Below are 16,320 nucleotides of genomic sequence, written 5' to 3'. Positions count from 1 at the left end.
CCAGCACACTCCACGAGATTCCGCTACACTAATAATTGACGCATCAATCATTGATGTATCATTTGTATTGTCCATCTCCCACCATGGCCGTCCACACCGCGCTACCGCATTCCCATACCCAAGTCTTGCCGTTCAAGGAATCGCTGCTGGCAATGATCGGCATCTGCTTCGTCGTCGTGCTGGTAGCGCTGGATCAGACTGTGGTCGGTACCGCGCTTCCGACAGTGGTGGCGGAGCTCAAGGGCTTTGAGCTGTATGCATGGGTGGCAACGTCGTATCTGCTGACCTCCGTGGTGACGGTGCCGATCTTCGGCCGGCTGGGAGACTTCTACGGCCGCAAGCCGTTCGTGATTGCGTCCATCGTGGTCTTCACGCTGGCCTCCATCATGTGCGGCATGGCGGGCAGCATGAGTTTCCTGGTGTGGTCGCGGGCGCTGCAGGGCATCGGTGGCGGCATGCTGGTCGGTACGGCTTACGCGTGTATTCCTGATCTCTTTCCCGATGCGCGTGTACGTTTGCGGTGGCAGGTGATGCTGAGTGCCTCGTTCGGTATCGCCAACGCCATCGGCCCGACACTGGGCGGGTGGATGACGCAGGCGTTCGGTTGGCGCTCGGTGTTCTACGTGAACATTCCGTTTGGCGTGCTGAGCCTGTGGTTTGCATGGCGCTTCCTGCCGCACCTGCGCCAGAACGTGCATACGGGGCGTATTCGCCTGGACTGGGAGGGCGCGGTGCTGATTACCGCGGCGCTGGGCGCGTTGCAGTTCTTTGTGGAATTGCTGCCGCGCCAGGGCCTGTCGCTGCCGTTGCTGGGCTGGCTGGTGCTGTCGGTGGCGGCGTTCGTGGGTTTGTGGTGGTGGGAGCAGCGTGCCGAACAACCGCTGTTGCCGTTCGACATGCTGCGCAACCCCGCTCTGGCCACGCTGTTCGTGCTGGCCATGCTGTCGGGTTTCTCCATGTTTGCGGTGCTGTTCTATGCACCGTTGCTGTTCCAGGGCGGTTTTGGCATGTCGCCGCAAGAAGCGGGGCTGGTCATCACACCGCTGGTGGTGTGCATCACGCTGGGCAGCATCATCAATGGGCGCATCGTTACGCGTATCCCCAATCCGAATGCCATGCTGTATGCCGGTTTTGCGCTGTTCGCGCTGGCGCTGGCCGGCATGGCGGTGTCGTCCAAGGCAATGCCGCACGCGGTGCTGGCCGGGTTGATGTTGCTGGCAGGCCTGGGGCTTGGTTTCGTGCTGCCCAACCTGACCGTGTTTGCCCAGCAGACGGCTGGGCGTGCGCATCTGGGCATCGCCACAGCGCTGCTGCAGTCGCTGCGCATGGTGGGCGGCATGGTGGGCACCGCACTGGTCGGCACGATGGTCAGCGAGCGCTATGCCTCCGGCGTAGGTGACGCCTTGCGCGCAGACAACGCCACCCAATGGCTGCACAAGCTTGCCGATCCGGAAATCCTGATCGACCACGACGCGCAAACCGCGTTGCTCACGCAGATGCACGCTGCGGGCCATGATGGCGCCGCACTGCTTGAAGCCGCGCGGCACGTGCTGGTGGGCGCGATCCATATCGGCCTGATCGCCGCAACCGTGGTGGCAGCCATTGGCCTGTGGCGCGTACGCCGGGTGCCACCGGTGGTGCTGCATCACGTGGAACCCGTGCAACACACGGAATAAGGCCTTTGTACGCAGTTTGTGCCACTTAGCGGTTACGATGCGCGCATTCCCGCAATTTCATGCCTGATCGATGACCTCTGAACGCGAACGCTTCGCCGTCATGCACCAGTTTGGCCGCACCTACCGTGCATTCATGGCTGCCTTCGAGGCGCATGTCGGCCAGCCGATGCCGCGCTGGCGCATCCTGCTCGCGCTGCACGACAACACGGGCGGCGGCCTCGCCCAGAAGCAGCTTGCCGAGCGTCTGCAGATGGACCCCGGCGCGCTCACCCGTCAGCTCAAGGTGCTCGACCAGCTCGGCTGGATCGAACGCACCACCGACGCACGCGACAACCGCCTGACCAACGTATCGCTCTCCGACGCTGGCGTGGCTGTCGTTCTCGAATGCATGCCGCGCCGCATCGCCTTCATCAATGCCACGCTCGATGGGCTGCCCGATGATCTTGTCCACGCGCTGTCCGAAGCGCTGGCACAGATCGAGACGCGCCTGGCCGAAGTGCCCGAGCTGTCCAGCCAGGCAGACACCAAGAACACCGATCAGCCCGAAGAACGCTAAAGCGTTCGGAATGCGCCCGGAGACACGCCATGTCCATGGTGATCAACAGCGCGTTGTACCGCAACGGTAAGCGCGAACGCGACCTCTCGGTCGAAGACATCAGCGACGTCCTGCATACCCCCGGCTCCTTTGTCTGGCTTGGCCTGCACGAGCCGGACGACGCCATGCTCAACCAATTGCAGGAAGAATTTGGCCTGCACGACCTCGCCATTGAGGATGCGCGCAACGCCCATCAGCGTCCCAAGCTGGAGGTGTATGGCGATACGCTGTTCATCGTGCTGAATACCGCGCAGATGGAAAACGGCAACGTTGTCTTTGGCGAGACGCACGTGTTTGTCGGCAAGGATTTTCTCGTCTCGGTGCGGCATGGGCCGTCGGCGTCGTATTCGCCCGTGCGCGAGCGCTGCGAACGCACACCGCAACTGCTGGCCAAGGGCGCACCGTTTGCGCTGTATGCGGTGATGGACTTTGTGGTCGACAACTACCAGCCCGTGCTCGAGCGCATGCAGGAAGAGTTCGAGCACATCGAAAGCCAGATCTTTGGCGACACATTTGACCGTGCAGCCATCGAGCGGCTCTATACGCTCAAGCGCCAGCTTCTACGTCTGCGCAATGCCGCACTGCCGGTGGAAGACATAGCGGGCCAGCTCGTGCGCCTGCACGAAGACGTGGTGCCCAAGGAGCTGCGCGCGTACTTCCGCGACATTGCCGACCATGCGCACCGCGTGGTGGGCGCGCTCGACGTGATTCGCGAAATGCTGACCACGGCCATCTCCGTGAACGTGGCGCTGGTATCCGTCACGCAGAACGACATCGTCAAGCGGCTGGCGGGGTGGGGCGCTATCCTGGCGATTCCGACTGTGGTGTTCAGCAACTACGGCATGAATTTCAAGAGCATGCCGGAGCTGGAACATCCGGCGGGGTATCCCATCGTGCTGGCGTGCACGGCCACCGCCTGCGTGTGGCTGTATCGCAAGCTGCGCAAATCGGGTTGGATCTAGGAGACACAAGATGGCGATGGCGCGCTGCTGCTGGGCGGGTGAAGACCCGCAGATGATCGACTACCACGACACCGAATGGGGCGTGCCCTCACACGATGACCGCCATCTCTACGAGATGCTGATTCTGGAAGGTGCGCAGGCCGGGTTGTCGTGGCAGACCATTCTGCGCAAGCGGGCGCGCTATCAGGAAGTGTTCGAGGGGTTTGACGCTGCACGCGTGGCGCGCTTCACGCCGGCACGCGTTGAAAAGCTGCTGGCCGACCCCGGCATCGTGCGCAATCGCGCCAAGGTGGAAGGCGCCGTCATCAACGCGCGCAAGGTGCTGGAGTTGCAGGAAGAAGTGGGTTCGCTCGATGCCTTCCTGTGGGCGTTCGTCGATGGCAAAACCATCGTCAACCGCTGGAATAGCTATCGTGATGCGCCCACCGCCACCGATGCCTCCAAGGCAATGAGCAAGGCGCTGATCAAGCGCGGCTTCAAGTTCGTCGGCCCCACCATCTGCTATGCCTTCATGCAGGCCACCGGCATGGTCGATGACCACGAAGCCGGGTGCTTCCGCGCGGGCAAGGTGTAGCGTGCAGGGCTGAGTGCAACCTCTTACCGGCAGGCAGCGACCTCTTCTTGATTGGCGCAATGTCCGCTATTCTCGCCAATCCCAACACTGACGGAGTCGTTCTTCATGTCGCTGACCTTTCTCGGCATTTCAGGTAGCCTGCGCCGCAAATCGACTAACCAGGGCCTGCTGCGCGCGGCGTCCACCCGCCTGCCTGCCGGCGTTGAAATGGATCTGGCCGATCTGACGGATATTCCGTTCTACAACGCAGACATCACGGACAAGCCCGCTTCGGTGGTGCGCGTGCTCGAGCAGATTGGACGTGCCGATGCGCTGGTGCTGGCCTGCCCGGAGTACAACTACTCGCTGGCGCCGGCGCTGAAGAACATTCTCGATTGGGCCTCACGTGAGCCGAACAACGCGCTGCTGGCCGGCAAGCCGGTCGCGATCCTTGGGGCGGGCGGCGGCATGGGCACGTCGCGTGCGCAATACCACCTGCGTCAGGTGTGCGTGTATCTGGACCTGCATCCGCTGAACAAGCCGGAAGTGTTTGCCAACGCGTTTGCCGGTGGCTTCACTGCCGATGGCGACCTGACCGACGAGCGCATCGCTGGCCTGATCACCGAGCAGATGCAGGCGCTGGCGAATTGGACGTTGAAGCACAAGGCGTAAGCGACGCCCTGCGGTAACTCACTCGCCGGCGTGCAGCGTACGGTTGCGCCCGGCAAGCGACCCCATCACGATGGAGGCCAGTGCAATCGCACTGAACAGCCAGCCCATCACGGCCCAACTGCCGGTCAGATCGTGCAGCACCCCCATCAGGTACGGCCCAGCAGCGGCCATGGTGTAGCCGATGCCTTGCGTCATGGCCGACAAGCTGGCCGCCACGCGCGCATCTGCCGAGCGCAACACGATCAGCGACAGGGCCACGCTGAAGTTGCCGCCCTGGCCCAGCCCCAGCAGCACCGCCCACCACCACAGCGTTGACAGCGGCGCGTAGAGGCAGCCGATCAGGCCGGCCCAGCACATCAGCATCATCAGCACGACGGCGGGGCGCTGGTCCCGCCCGAGTCGCGCCACGAACGGCCCGCCCAGTGCGGTGATGAGCTGCACGAGAATCGACACCGCCACCACCACACCCGACTGCACGGCAGACAGCCCTCGGTCTTGCAGGATCACAGGCAGCCAGCCGAACACGCAGTACGCCAGCGACGATTGCAGGCCCATGTGCAGTGTCACCTGCCAGGCGATCGGTTTGTTCCACAGCGACACGCGTTCGAGCCGCGTAGCCGACCCCTTGCCGTGTGCATGCCGCATGTGCGGCCACCAGCCGACAAAGGCCAGCAGGGCGGGCAGGGCCCAGAACGCCAGTGCTGGTTGCCAGCCGCCCAGCCATGCCGAGAGCGGCGCGCTGGCGCCGGCTGCCACGGCCGCACCAAAGCACAGCGCCATGGTGTAGACGCCGGTCATCAGATCAGCCTGGCGGCCGAAGTCACGCTTGACGATGCCCGGCAGCAGGATGCCCGTCACGCCAATGCAGGCGCCCGCCGCCAGCGTGCCGATGAAGAGCGGCGCGACACCGCCCGCGCTGCGCAGGGCAATGCCCGCTGCCAGCGCAATCAGCAGGCTGCCCACGGCGCGCTCTGCGCCAAAGCGCCGGGCCAGTACCGCTGCGGCCGGTGCAAACAAGCCCAGGCACAGCACCGGCAATGTCGTCAGCAAGCCCGCCGTCGCGCCCGACAACCCCGTGCCCGCCGCCACTTGCTTGAGCACCGGAGACAGGCTCGACAGCGCCGGCCGCAGGTTCACGCCCACCAGCACCAGCCCGACCACGAGCAGGATCAGCGCACCGGACGAGCGGCGGTCAGCGGAGGATGGCGACGCGTGTTGTGTTTGTTGGGACATGGCAGTGCAGGCAGGCGGGCAAGCTGCCGATTGTAGGGCGCGCGCCGGTTTGGTGCATGCGCGCCCCTGATCCCAGTGAGGGCGATGCCGCTATGGTGTGCGGCCGATTCGCTGGGTGAGGTCGGCCAGCACGTCGGCGGAGGGGGTGCCGCGTTCAGCCGCCAATGCCAGCGCACGGCGGGTGAGCGCGGTGTACAGCGCAGCGTGATCGGCGCCGAGTGTGTCGAGTGCGCTCAGGTGTTTGTCGATGACGCCGCCATCGCCGCGTGATACGGGGCCCGCCAGCGCCCCAGCCAGGCCGCGCGCACGGGCAGCTGCCAACGTGCCGTCCACCAGCGGCCACATGGCGGCGACTGCGGCGTCGCGGTCGATGCCTGCAGCTTCCCACAACGTGGCCGCCTCCTGCAGAGCACACAGCAGAAAGCTCGCCGCGTAGTTGGCGCCCGCGTGGTACAGCGCGCGTTGACCGGCACGCACCTTCAAAGATGTACACCCCAGTCGAAACGCAAAGCTGGCGAGCGCCGCATCGTGCGGGGCGTCGGCATCAATGGCGATGGACGCACCGCCCAGCCGCTCGGCATCGTCCGGCAAGCCGGCAAAGAGAAACAGCGGGTGGAAGCTGGCCGTATCCGCGCCGGCCTGGCGGGCAGCGTCCAGCAAGTCGCGTTCGCCCGCGCCGCTGCAATGGAGCACGAGTTGCCCTGGGCGCCAGCGGACGTTGTTGACCACACCGGGAATGGCGTCATCCGGCACGGTGACGAACACCCAGTCGGCAGCATCCGCCACGCCCTGCGGGTCGGTTGCCTTGGCGCCGGTGGCCTGCGCAAGCCACGCTGCCGGCGCGCTGGAACGGTTGGCAACCGCGACAGTGCGCACACCCGCATCGTGTGCCCGTGTGGCCAGCGCACGCGCCAGTCGCCCGGTACCAATCCAGCCCACTGACACCGGCGCTTCGATCGCAAAAGACGTCATGGCAAACCTCGAATCATAGTCGTCCGCATCTTATAGCGAAGCGTCATCCGAAGGCCGGCATGTGCCAATCGGGCAATCAGGCGGCGCGACCGGCAAACTGCGCGCCTTCGCCCGGCAGCGTTGGGCAGAGCGGGTTATCTCAGACGGACATGTCAGCGCAGGCAGGCGTTATGCCACCAAGCAAAAGTAGGGCAACCCTGATCGGGCTCAGGCTCATCGCGGTGCTGCTGTGGAGTGCGGCCCTGGTGGCTGCGCTGCAGCATGCACCGCTGTCGTTCGCGTTCTGGACAGGCGCATCGATGGTGGTGATGGGGGCGATCCTGTGCTGGCTCGCTACGCGCGGGAAACGCGCGAGGGCTTGAGGGTGCAGTCGCCGTGCCTGTCCGACGCACGGCGCCTAATATTTGCAATTAACCGCCATTAATTCACAGAAACCGCCAATGGAGCCAGCACGGGAACGGGGCGTGCTAGATGCCGGGTAAGCCGCTGCGCCAGACGAGGGCAGCGGCATACCAATACTGAATCAGGAGGCATCATGCTCGGCACCATTCTCATCATCGTCCTTATCCTGCTGCTGATCGGCGCGCTGCCGTCTTGGCCGCATAGCCGCACCTGGGGCTATGGGCCGACGGGCGGGCTGGGTCTGATTGTGGTGATTGTCGTCATCCTCGTGCTGCTGGGATACATCTGACCCGGTGCACACTTTTTCCTGGTCTCTGAGCATCGCCTGAACGGTTTTCGAGGGTTGGCTTAGCACCGTAACGGTGCGGGTGTCTTGCGGACGCTTGACTGGGCATAATCCCAGCTGCGTTTCCGAAGGACACTTTCCATGAAGACAGGTCGACGCGCCGGCAGCCGTATGCCCGGCGGTCCTGCCCGATTTGCGCCGCCGTTGCTGGCCCTTTCACTGGCCATGCTGCTGGCAGGCTGCGCGGTCGGGCCTGATTACCGTACGCCGCAATTGAGCGGCGCCGAAGCCCCGCAACATTGGCACGCCACGCTGCCGCACCACGGCAGCCGCATGGCGCTGGCACGCTGGTGGGAGCAGTTTCACGATCCCGTGCTGACGCAGCTTGTGGAGCAGGCCGATGCGGGCAGCCCTACCGTCGCACAGGCCGTGGGCCGCGTGCGTGAGGCACGCGCGAATGTTTCCACCAGCCAGGCGGCGCTGTTCCCGCAATTGAAGGCCTCCGGTTCTGCCACGCGGCAGGGTGGGTTCGGCAGCAGCAGCGCGTTTGGCGGCGCCGGTGTCGGCGGGCTGTCTGCCGGCGGGCTAAGCCCCACGTTGGGCCTGGGCACGATCACCACGCTGGCGGCGCAAGCCGATGCGTCGTGGGAGATCGATCTCTTCGGCGGCAAGCGCCGCAGCCTGGAAGGCGCCGACGCGCGCCTGACCGCCAGCGAAGCCGATTGGCACGACGCTCGTGTCTCGCTCGCTGCGGAAGTCGCCAACACCTATCTGCAGCAACGCGAGTGCGAGGCGCTGGTCGACATTGGCGCGGCAACGCTGGCGTCCCGGCAAGAGACGCTGCAACTGACCGAGCGCAAATTCCGCGCAGGCTTTGTCGCCCCGGCTGATTATGCGCAAGCGCAGGCCACCGTGGGCGATGCCGTCAACGCGTTGGAAGGCCAGCGTGCGCAATGTGCGCAGGGGATCGACAAGCTCGTCATGCTCACGGGTATGGACCACGATGCGTTGAACAGCCTGCTCGCCAAGGCCAGTGCGCAGATTCCCGCGCCGCCCGATGCCGGCGTGCCCGAGGTGCCGGCACAGGTGCTGTCGCAGCGGCCGGATGTGTCGTCGGCTGAGCGTGCGCTGGCGGGTGCCAGCGCGGATATTGGTGTGGCGGTGGCGAGCCGCTTGCCGTCGATTACGCTGGCGGGCTCCATCGGCATCAACTCGTTCCGGCTCGGTGGGCAATCGTTGACGAGCAAGTCTTGGTCATTCGGGCCATCGGTGTCGTTGCCGATCTTTGATGGCGGCACGGGTGCGGCGCGCGTGGAAACGGCGCGTGCGCGCTACGACCAGGCGCTGGCCAGCTACCGGGGCAAGGTGCGGCAGGCCGTGCAGGAAGTGGAAGACGCCTTGGTGCGTCTGGATGCTTCTGACCGTCGGGTCGATGCGGCCACGATGGCTGACACGCAATACGCGAAGGTGCTGGAGGCGTCCAACGCGCGCTACCGCCTGGGCGCAGGCAGCCTGTTGCAGCTTGAGGATGTGCGGCGCACGGCGTTGCAGGCTTCGCAATCGTTGGCAGCCGTCAAGCTCGAACGCGCGCAGGCATGGGTGGCGCTATACAAGGCCGTCGGCGGCGGCTGGCGCGACGATGCCTCCAATCCTCAACCTGATACCCATACCACTGCGCCGGCTGCTCAGAGCCGCGCGCATACCGGAAACGCTTCATGACAGGACAACGTGTTTGGATGGCCGCGCTGGCCGTGATGCTGGTGGCCGTGCTCGCAGCGTGCGGCAAATCGGCACCGGAGAACAAGAGCAAGGAGCAACCGCCCGCCAAGCCGGCACTGACCGTCAACGTGACACATCTCGGGCCGCAGATGTGGCCGCGTACGGCCACGGCCAGTGGTGCGGTGCAGGCATGGCAGGAAGCCAGCATCGGCGCCGAAGTGGGCGGGTTGAAGCTGGCGGAAGTGCTCGTCAACGTGGGGGATGTCGTCAAGCAGGGGCAACTGCTGGCGCGCCTGTCGGACGAGACGGTGCGTGCCGACGTTGCCGCGCAACGCGCCACGCTGGCAGAGGCTGAAGCGTCCGCCACCCAGGCCGCAGGCGAAGCCCGCCGCGCGCACGAGCTCGACAAGAGCGGTGCCATCAGCCAGCAGGATCTGGTGCAGTACGACACGCAGGCCAAGACGGCGGCGGCCAAGCTGGCTTCAGCGCGTGCGCAGTTCGACAGCCAGCAGCTGCGGTTGCGCTATACGCGGGTGGTGGCGCCGGATGACGGCGTGATCAGCGCGCGTTCGGCCACGGTGGGTGCAGTCGTGTCGTCCGGCACCGAACTCTTCAAGCTGATCCGCAAGAACCGCCTGGAGTGGCGCGCCGAGATGCATGGTGATGTACTGCCGCGCGTGCAGCCCGGCCAGGCCGTGCGCCTGCGCCGCATGGATGGCGGCGTCGTCAACGGCCGCGTGCGCCAGATTGCGCCCACGGTGGATGCGAACACGCGCAACGGTCTCGTCTATGTCGATCTACCGCCCGAAGCCGGCAGCACGGGCGTGAAGGCGGGCATGTATCTGTCGGGTGACGTGCTGCTGGGTGATGCGCCTGCCAAGACGCTGCCCGAGACTGCGGTGTTTTCGCGCGATGGTTACGACTACACGATGGTGGTCGGCCCACAGAACCGCGTGCGCCAGACCAAGGTCGTGCTCGGTCGTCGTCAGAGTGGCCAGGTTGAGGTCACACAAGGCATTGGCCCGAACGACGCGGTGGTTGCCGCAGGCGCGGCGTTCCTGAGCGATGGTGATCTCGTGCGCGTGGCTGCGTCTGGAGCCCCCGCATCTGCGCCCGCTGCATCGTCGCCCGCTGCGGCAGGAGCCAAGCCATGAACTTCTCTGCCTGGGCGATCCGCAAGCCCATTCCGTCGATCTTGCTGTTCATCCTGATCACGGTGGCGGGGCTGGTGTCGTTCAAGATGCTGTCGATCCAGAACTTTCCGGACATCGACTTTCCCGCCGTGTCTGTCACCGCCAGTTTGCCCGGCGCCACGCCCACGCAGATGGAGACCGAGGTCACCCGCAAGATCGAAGACAGCATCGCCAGCATTGGCGCGATCAAGCACATCACGTCCACCATCAACGACGGCAGCTCGACCACGATGGTCGAGTTCCAGCTTGAGAAGGATGTGCAGGAAGCGGTGAACGACGTGCGCGACTCTGTCAGCCGCATCCGCGCGCAGTTGCCGTCCGACGTGCAGGAGCCGGTGATTTCGCGCGTGACGTTCGCCGGCCTGCCGGTGTTGACGTACGCCGTGGAAGCGTCGGACATGGACGCGGAGGATCTCTCCTGGTTTGTCGACAACATCGTCAACAAGCGGTTGCTGTCCGTGCGCGGCGTGGCCAAGGTTACGCGCCAGGGCGGGGTGGACCGCGAGGTGCGCGTACAGCTCGACCCCGTGCGTCTGCAAGCGCTGAACGTGACGGCGGCTGATATCAGCGCGCAGGTGCGCGGCATGCAGCAGGAGGCGCCGGGCGGTCGGGGCAACATCGGCGGGCAGGAGCAGGCCGTGCGCACGCTTGGCACCGTGAAGAGCGCGCGTGAGCTGGCGCAGATGGACATTCCGCTGTCCGATGGACGACGTGTTCGCCTGTCGGATGTGGCCGACGTGCGCGACACCGCCGCTGAGCCGCGCCAGATGGCGTTGTTCGACGGCAAGCCCGTGGTGAGCTTCCAGGTGTTCCGCTCGCGCGGCGCCAGTGAGGTTTCGGTGGCCAAGGGTGTGCGCGAGGCCATTGCCAAGCTGCAGGCCGAGCGCCCCAACGTGCATGTGACCGAGGTCTACAACATGGTCAAGCCGGTGGCGGATGCCTACACCGCTTCCATGCACGCGCTGTACGAAGGTGCCATCCTGGCGGTGATCGTGGTGTGGCTGTTCCTGCGCGACTGGCGGGCGACGTTCGTGTCGGCGGTGGCGTTGCCGCTGTCGATCATCCCCACGTTTGCCGCCATGCAGCTGCTGGACTTCACGCTCAACGGCGTCACGCTGTTGGCGCTCACGCTGGTGGTCGGGATTCTCGTCGACGATGCCATCGTGGAGGTGGAGAACATCGTGCGCCACCTGCGCGACGGCAAGAAGCCGCTGGAGGCCGCGATGGAGGCCGCGCAAGAGATTGGCCTGGCGGTGATTGCTACCTCGCTCACGCTGGTGGCCGTGTTTCTGCCAACGGCCTTCATGGGCGGCATCTCGGGCAAGTTCTTCAAGCAGTTCGGGTGGACGGCCTCGCTGGCGGTGCTGGCGTCGCTGCTGGTGGCCCGCTTGCTGACGCCCATGATGGCGGCCTACATGCTCAAGCCGCAAAACGAGCCCAACCGCGACAGCTGGATCATGACGCGCTACCTGCAGGCGGCGCGCTGGTGCCTGGTGCACCCCTGGAAGACGGCCAGCATGGCCGCGGCATTCTTTGTCGTGTCGGTCGCCATCATCGGGTTGATTCCTGCGACCTTCCTGCCGCCGGAAGACTGGGCGCAACTGCAGATGACGGTGGAAAGCCCGCCCGGCAGCACCATCGCCCAGACGCGCGAGAACACTGAGCGCGTGCGCAAGATCGTGATGCAGCACAAGGAAGTCCGGCACGTCTATACGGCCATCGGCTCGGGCGTGATGGCCGGCGTGCCGGGCTCCAGCGGCGGTGAGGTGCGCAACGGCACGCTGACCATCTCGCTCACGGACAGGCATGACCGCAGCATCAAGCAACAAGCGGTGCAGCGCCAGTTGCGCGAGATGCTGGAGGGCGTGCCGGGCATGCGCATTTCGTTTGGCGCCGTGGGCTCGGGTGAGCAACTGCAGGTGGTGCTGACCGGCGATGACCCCGCCACGCTGCAGCAATCCGCCCGCGATGTGATGCGCGATCTGCGCACCGTGCCGGGCCTGGGCGCGATCACGTCTTCGGCGAGCTTGCTGCGGCCCGAGATCATCATCCGTCCGGACTTTGCGCGTGCCGCGCAGCAAGGCGTGACCGCCGCCGCCATTGGCCAGGCCGTGCGCGTGGCGACGGCTGGTGACTACGACGTCAACCTGCCCAAGCTGAACCTGCCCGAACGGCAGGTGTACATCCGCGTGGAGCTGGACCCGAAGGCGCGCAACCAGATCGACACGATCCGCCAGTTGCGGGTGGCCGGACGCAATGGCGCGGTACCGCTGGAAAACATTGCCGACATCTCCATCGCCAGCGGCCCGGCGCAGATCGACCGTTACGACCGCAGCCGCAACATCACCATCAGCGTGGGGCTGGAGGGGCGTGCGCTGGGTGACACCAACATGGCGGTGGAGGCGCTGCCGTCCATCAAGAACCTGCCGCCGGGCGTGCGCCGCATTGCCTCGGGCGATGTGGAGGGCATGCAGGAGTTGTTCAGCAGCTTCTTCCTCGCCATGTTTGCGGGCGTGCTGTGCGTGTATGCGGTGCTGGTGCTGCTGTTCCACGACTTTACGCAGCCGGTGACGATTCTGGCGGCGCTGCCGCTGTCGGTGGGCGGTGCCTTCGGGTTGCTGGCGTTGTTTGGCTTCAGCCTGTCGTTGCCGGCGCTGATTGGCTTGCTGATGCTGATGGGCATCGTGACCAAGAACTCGATCCTGCTGGTGGAATACGCCATCGTGGCGCGGCGTGACATGGGCATGTCGCGCACCGAGGCCATCATCGATGCGTGCCACAAGCGCGCTCGCCCCATCGTCATGACCACGGTGGCGATGACGGCCGGCATGGTGCCGATGGCGCTCGGCTTGGAAGGGGATGCAGGCTTCCGTGCGCCGATGGCGGTAGCGGTGATCGGCGGCCTGCTGACCTCCACGCTGCTGAGCCTGCTGGTGGTGCCGGTGGTGTTCGAAAAGGTGGATGACCTCAAGGAATGGACGCTGCGCAAGCTTCGTGGCGCGCGCCATCACGAGCATCGAGTGGAACCGGCGTCGGAGACCGGTCAGCGCTAGGTGTAGCATCGGGCGGTCTAACGTACCACGCTGCGGAGACCGCCCATGCCTGATGCTGTGCTGTTTCAGACCGATGGCCCAGTCTGCACGATCCTGCTCAACCGGCCCGAGTGCCGCAATGCAGTGGATGGGCCGACCGCGGCTGCGCTACTCGCCGCGTTCGAGCACTTTGAAGCCGATGATGCGCTGCGCGTTGCGGTGCTTGGCGGCACGGGCGGGCATTTCTGTGCGGGTGCCGATCTCACCGCGGTGGGCGATCCGGCGCGACGCAATCACCTTGACCCCAATGGCGGGGCGCCTGGGCCGATGGGGCCGTCACGCATGGCGTTGTCAAAGCCGCTCATCGCAGCGGTGAGCGGCTATGCCGTGGCGGGCGGGCTGGAACTGGCTTTGCTGGCCGACCTGCGTGTGGTCGAGCGCGATGCCGTGTTCGGCGTGTTCTGCCGCCGCTGGGGGGTGCCGCTTATCGATGGCGGTACGGTGCGTCTGCCGCGCATCGTTGGCATGGGGCGGGCGCTGGACATGATCCTGACCGGCCGCGCTGTACACGCCGAAGAGGCGCTCGCGATGGGCCTTGCCAGCCGCGTGGTTGCGCCCGGTGAATCGTTGTCTGCGGCACAGCAGCTTGCCCGCGAGGTTGCCGCGTTTCCACAGCAATGCATGCTGGCCGATCGGGCATCGGCTTACGCGCAGTGGGATCTGCCGCTGGCGGAGGCACTGTGCCAGGAGGGCGCGCATGGCACGCCAATGGTGTTTGCCGAAGGCACGGCAGGCGCGGCACGATTTGCTGCCGGCGCGGGGCGGCACGGGCAATCTGCCTGATCTGCTTTCAAGCGTTCCGAGGTTTTTAAATGTCAACCCGAAAGTTGGGGGAATGGCTTTATCCCCCCTTCTAACGGGCTGGCAGCGCGTTGATTGGCAGTACAATTCGCCGTTCGCAAGTAAAGCGAATGCCGTGTCAATACAATAAAAGCAGTCAGTCAGGGGTGTTTGGGGAGTGGTATGCCGCAAGTCCGGTTTCGCCGGGCAGTGCTGGCATGCCTTGCAGTCTGGGCGTTTGCAGGTGAATGCCCGTCACCATCGGCCGCTCGGTTCAGGCGGCGTCAGCCGGTTCTTCCTCCTTGTTCACTGGTCTGCTGCACGCGGAACGCGCGTGCCGGCACGGCGGCTCTTATTCTGTTGATATTAGATCTTCAGAAATCTGATTTAAATTGCTTTTACAGGAGAGATCGAGTGAAGACTATCTCGAAAGTGGTGTTTGCCGGCGCAGCGGCGCTGGCATTGGGCATGCTCGGCGGTTGCGCGGCGGAGACGTCGCAGGCGCTGCCGGTAGCGAAGGTGGAATCGGCAAGCCGTCCGTACGCGGGCGTACGCACCCCGATTGCCGTGGGCAAGTTCGATAACCGTTCGGCCTACATGCGCGGTGTGTTCTCGGATGGCGTGGACCGCCTGGGTGGTCAGGCCAAGACCATCCTGATTACGCATCTGCAGCAGACCAACCGCTTCAACGTGCTCGATCGCGACAACATGGCCGAGATCAAGCAGGAAGCTGCCATCAAGAACACGGCACAGAAGCTCAAGGGCGCCGACTACGTGATCACCGGCGACGTGACCGAGTTCGGCCGCAAGGAAACCGGCGACCAGCAACTCTTCGGTATCCTCGGCCGCGGCAAGGAGCAGGTGGCCTACGCCAAGGTCGCGCTGAACGTGGTCAACATCTCGACCTCGGAAGTCGTGTACTCGGTGGGCGGTGCTGGTGAATACAAGCTGTCGAACCGTGAAGTGATCGGCTTTGGCGGCACCGCCAGCTACGACTCCACGCTCAACGGCAAGGTGCTGGACCTGGCCATGCGTGAAGCCGTGAACAACCTGGTGGCCGGCATCGAAGGCGGTGCCTGGAAGCCGGGCGCGCAATAAGCGCACACGCAGTTAAAACAAAAACGGGAAATAAGGGGTAACAAGAGTCATGAGCAAGTTGTTTGCCATGTGGCGTGTGGCGGCCGGTGCGGCCGTCGGGAGTGCATTGCTGGCCGGTTGCGCCGGCCCGAAGCCGCTGTACCAGTGGGAAGGCTACCAACCGCAGGTGTACCAGTACTTCAAGGGCGAAGCGAAGGAAGCCCAGGTGGCCGAGCTTGAACGCGGCCTGCAGAAGATCAAGTCGGACAACGGCGCCGTGCCGCCGGGCTATCACGCCCAACTGGGGATGCTGTACGCCGGTCTTGGCAAGGATGACCAGATGGTCCAGGAGTTCAATACCGAGAAGACGCTGTTTCCAGAGTCGGCAACGTACATCGACTTCCTGATGAAGAACGTGAAGAAGGGGACCAACTGATGGCCAAGCGCTTTCTGAAACTGGCCGCTGCCGCCGGCGTGGTTGCCCTGATGGCCGGCTGTGCCGCACCGACCAAGAACATCGACTACTCGGCCTTCAAGGCCAGCAAGCCGCGTTCGATCGTGGTGCTGCCGCCGCTGAATGAATCGCCGGACGTGGGCGCCACCTACGGCATGCTGTCGCAAGTAACGGTACCGCTGGCCGAGGCTGGCTACTACGTGTTGCCCGTTGCGTTGGTTGACGAGACCTTTCGCCAGAACGGCCTGAACACGGCCGGCGACATTCACGGTGTGCCGGCGGCCAAGCTGCACGACATCTTCGGTGCGGACGCTGCGCTGTACATCACCGTCACGCAGTACGGCAGCAAATACAGGGTGGTCAGCAGCGCCACTGTGGTGTCGGCCGACGCCAAGCTGCTGGACCTGAAGAGCGGTCAGACCCTCTGGACAGGCCACGCCAGCGCGTCGAGCAACGAAGGCGGTAACAACTCCGGTGGCGGCCTGATCGGCATGCTGGTGTCGGCGGCGGTCAACCAGATCATCGCCAATCTGAGCGACCAGGGCTACAAGGTGGCCGGCACGACCAGCGCGCGTCTGCTGTCTGCCGGGCAACCGGGCGGCCTGCTGTATGGCCCGCGCTCGCCGAAGTACGGTACGGACTAAGCTGCTGCTT

The 16,320-nt window shown here is 65.0% G+C and carries 15 protein-coding genes and 1 pseudogene; 14 read left to right on the top strand and 2 right to left on the bottom strand.

Annotated features, from left to right (window positions below):
* Nucleotides 1-83 precede the first annotated feature (83 nt).
* From V6657_RS25740 to V6657_RS25720, 5 genes are all read left to right on the top strand, one after another.
* Nucleotides 84-1,676 (top strand): MFS transporter, encoded by a 1,593-nt coding sequence (locus V6657_RS25740; RefSeq protein ID WP_137884571.1) that lies wholly within the window; start codon nucleotides 84-86, stop codon nucleotides 1,674-1,676.
* Between the two features lie 70 nt (nucleotides 1,677-1,746).
* Nucleotides 1,747-2,232, top strand: a complete 486-nt coding sequence (locus V6657_RS25735; RefSeq protein WP_048936137.1) for a MarR family transcriptional regulator — start codon at nucleotides 1,747-1,749, stop codon at nucleotides 2,230-2,232.
* 29 nt (nucleotides 2,233-2,261) lie between these two features.
* Complete coding sequence (locus V6657_RS25730; RefSeq protein ID WP_048936138.1) at nucleotides 2,262-3,233, top strand: magnesium and cobalt transport protein CorA; 972 nt, start codon at nucleotides 2,262-2,264, stop codon at nucleotides 3,231-3,233.
* A gap of 16 nt (nucleotides 3,234-3,249) precedes the next feature.
* On the top strand, nucleotides 3,250-3,807 hold the full coding sequence (locus V6657_RS25725; protein ID WP_137884578.1) for a DNA-3-methyladenine glycosylase I: 558 nt from the start codon (nucleotides 3,250-3,252) through the stop codon (nucleotides 3,805-3,807).
* Between the two features lie 105 nt (nucleotides 3,808-3,912).
* On the top strand, nucleotides 3,913-4,458 hold the full coding sequence (locus V6657_RS25720; protein ID WP_137884570.1) for an NADPH-dependent FMN reductase: 546 nt from the start codon (nucleotides 3,913-3,915) through the stop codon (nucleotides 4,456-4,458).
* An 18-nt stretch (nucleotides 4,459-4,476) separates the two neighbouring features.
* On the opposite strand, the gene V6657_RS25715 is transcribed toward V6657_RS25720, so the two are convergent.
* Together V6657_RS25715 and V6657_RS25710 are read right to left on the bottom strand one after the other, a co-directional pair.
* Entirely contained in the window at nucleotides 4,477-5,691 is a 1,215-nt protein-coding gene (locus tag V6657_RS25715; RefSeq protein ID WP_137884569.1) for a CynX/NimT family MFS transporter, read from the bottom strand.
* Nucleotides 5,692-5,781: 90 nt separating this feature from the next.
* Nucleotides 5,782-6,663, bottom strand: coding sequence for a DUF2520 domain-containing protein (locus tag V6657_RS25710; RefSeq protein WP_137884568.1), 882 nt, complete (start codon nucleotides 6,661-6,663; stop codon nucleotides 5,782-5,784).
* Nucleotides 6,664-6,884: 221 nt separating this feature from the next.
* Between V6657_RS25710 and V6657_RS25705 the strand changes: the two are divergent.
* From V6657_RS25705 to V6657_RS25665, 9 genes and pseudogenes are all read left to right on the top strand, one after another.
* A pseudogene (locus tag V6657_RS25705) lies at nucleotides 6,885-7,025 on the top strand (EamA family transporter); the annotation flags it as partial.
* Nucleotides 7,026-7,198: 173 nt separating this feature from the next.
* Complete coding sequence (locus V6657_RS25700; protein ID WP_137884567.1) at nucleotides 7,199-7,354, top strand: DUF3309 family protein; 156 nt, start codon at nucleotides 7,199-7,201, stop codon at nucleotides 7,352-7,354.
* 138 nt (nucleotides 7,355-7,492) lie between these two features.
* Nucleotides 7,493-9,070 (top strand): efflux transporter outer membrane subunit, encoded by a 1,578-nt coding sequence (locus V6657_RS25695; RefSeq protein ID WP_137884566.1) that lies wholly within the window; start codon nucleotides 7,493-7,495, stop codon nucleotides 9,068-9,070.
* Nucleotides 9,067-10,224, top strand: coding sequence for an efflux RND transporter periplasmic adaptor subunit (locus tag V6657_RS25690; protein WP_137884565.1), 1,158 nt, complete (start codon nucleotides 9,067-9,069; stop codon nucleotides 10,222-10,224). Before V6657_RS25695 ends, V6657_RS25690 begins: the two co-directional genes overlap by 4 nt.
* Nucleotides 10,221-13,316 (top strand): efflux RND transporter permease subunit, encoded by a 3,096-nt coding sequence (locus V6657_RS25685; RefSeq protein ID WP_137884564.1) that lies wholly within the window; start codon nucleotides 10,221-10,223, stop codon nucleotides 13,314-13,316. The genes V6657_RS25690 and V6657_RS25685 overlap by 4 nt, the downstream gene beginning before the upstream one ends.
* A gap of 45 nt (nucleotides 13,317-13,361) precedes the next feature.
* Nucleotides 13,362-14,138 (top strand): crotonase/enoyl-CoA hydratase family protein, encoded by a 777-nt coding sequence (locus tag V6657_RS25680; RefSeq protein ID WP_137884563.1) that lies wholly within the window; start codon nucleotides 13,362-13,364, stop codon nucleotides 14,136-14,138.
* Between the two features lie 411 nt (nucleotides 14,139-14,549).
* Nucleotides 14,550-15,233 (top strand): CsgG/HfaB family protein, encoded by a 684-nt coding sequence (locus tag V6657_RS25675; RefSeq protein WP_171017930.1) that lies wholly within the window; start codon nucleotides 14,550-14,552, stop codon nucleotides 15,231-15,233.
* 49 nt (nucleotides 15,234-15,282) lie between these two features.
* Complete coding sequence (locus tag V6657_RS25670; protein ID WP_048936144.1) at nucleotides 15,283-15,648, top strand: DUF4810 domain-containing protein; 366 nt, start codon at nucleotides 15,283-15,285, stop codon at nucleotides 15,646-15,648.
* On the top strand, nucleotides 15,648-16,310 hold the full coding sequence (locus V6657_RS25665; RefSeq protein ID WP_048936145.1) for a DUF799 domain-containing protein: 663 nt from the start codon (nucleotides 15,648-15,650) through the stop codon (nucleotides 16,308-16,310). The genes V6657_RS25670 and V6657_RS25665 overlap by 1 nt, the downstream gene beginning before the upstream one ends.
* Nucleotides 16,311-16,320 lie beyond the last annotated feature (10 nt).

The sequence above is a fragment of the Ralstonia sp. RRA genome (genome assembly GCF_037023145.1).
Classification (GTDB): domain Bacteria; phylum Pseudomonadota; class Gammaproteobacteria; order Burkholderiales; family Burkholderiaceae; genus Ralstonia.
Note: the sequence above shows the minus strand (reverse complement) of the source record. Positions and strands in the feature narration are given on the sequence as shown.